Annotated in this window: 1 protein-coding gene; it reads left to right on the top strand. The window is 63.9% G+C overall.

Annotation, left to right across the window (positions count from 1 at the left end; all coding sequences use genetic code 11):
• Positions 1 to 68 precede the first annotated feature (68 nt).
• Positions 69 to 1031, top strand: a complete 963-nt coding sequence (locus KAK03_RS24715; protein ID WP_210857348.1) for an IS5 family transposase — start codon at positions 69 to 71, stop codon at positions 1029 to 1031.
• The last annotated feature ends 148 nt before the right edge of the window (positions 1032 to 1179 follow it).

Genomic DNA, 1179 nt, shown 5'->3' with positions numbered 1-1179 from the left:
GGAAGGTCTGCATAAATCGCCCCACGCCCTGCTTGGCACCGACGTGAAGCCCTGAGACGATAGGGTCCATGAAGCAGCACAGCCTGGGCCTGGGAGTGACGGCCAAGCGAACGCGGCGCCGGGAGTTCCTGGACGAGATGGAGAAGGTTGTGCCGTGGGCCGACCTGGTGGCCTTGGTGTCGCCGTACCTGCCTGAAGGCAAGCGGGGCCGCCCGCCGTTCTCGCCCGAGACCATGCTGCGCATCCACTTCATGCAGCAGTGGTTCGCGCTGAGTGACCCAGCGATGGAAGAAGCGCTGCACGATATGCCAGTGTTTCGCGAGTTCGCGGGCCTGGAAGGCTGGGACGAGCGGCTGCCTGACGAGAGCACGATCCTGCGGTTCCGGCATGTCCTGGAGAAGCACAAGCTGGCCGCCCAGATCCTGCAGACCGTCAACGACCTGCTGAGCGCCAAGGGCGTGATGCTCAAGAGCGGCACGGTGGTAGATGCCACGTTGATCGCCGCGCCCAGTTCGACCAAGAACAGCAGCGGTGAGCGCGACCCGGAGATGAAGCAAAGCCGCAAGGGCCAGCAGTGGTACTTCGGTATGAAGTGCCACATCGGCGTGGACATCGAGTCGGGCTTGGTTCACACGGTCAAGGGCACCAGTGGCGCTGTCAACGACGTCATCGAGGCCAACAGCTTGGTGCGCAGCAGCGACCGCGAAGTCTTTGCCGACGCGGGCTACCAAGGCGCTGGCAAGCGCCTCGACGCCCGCGACGATGTGACCTGGAACATCGCCATGCGGCCTGGCAAGCGCCGCATGCTGGACCTGGCCAAGCCCATCGAGGCGCTCACCGAAGAACTGGAGCGGGTAAAGGCCGGGATCAGAGCACGCGTCGAGCATCCGTTCCGAGTGGTCAAGCGCCAGTTCGGACACATAAAGGTGCGCTACCGCGGCCTGGCCAAGAACACGGCGCAACTGCACACGCTGTTTGCACTGGCCAATCTGTGGCTGGTGCGGCGCAAACTCATCGGAGCGCAGGCATGAGTGCGTCCGCAGTTCGCGATAACGGCCTTGCCGATGCCTCATTCGGGGCTGATGACCTGCGAGAGCGGGTGAATCCGGGGCTGGCAGCATCACATTCCGACCTGATCAGGGCATCAGCACGCCGTTCGGTGTGTTGTGCAGACCTTCC

It is taken from the genome of Ideonella alba (assembly GCF_018069845.1).
Classification (GTDB): domain Bacteria; phylum Pseudomonadota; class Gammaproteobacteria; order Burkholderiales; family Burkholderiaceae_C; genus Ideonella; species Ideonella alba.
Note: the sequence above shows the minus strand (reverse complement) of the source record. Positions and strands in the feature narration are given on the sequence as shown.

Coding starts and splice junctions, on each gene's coding strand:
- KAK03_RS24715 (WP_210857348.1), top strand. CDS start 69: ATGAAGCAGCACAGCCTGGGCCTGGGAGTGACGGCCAAGCGAACGCGG.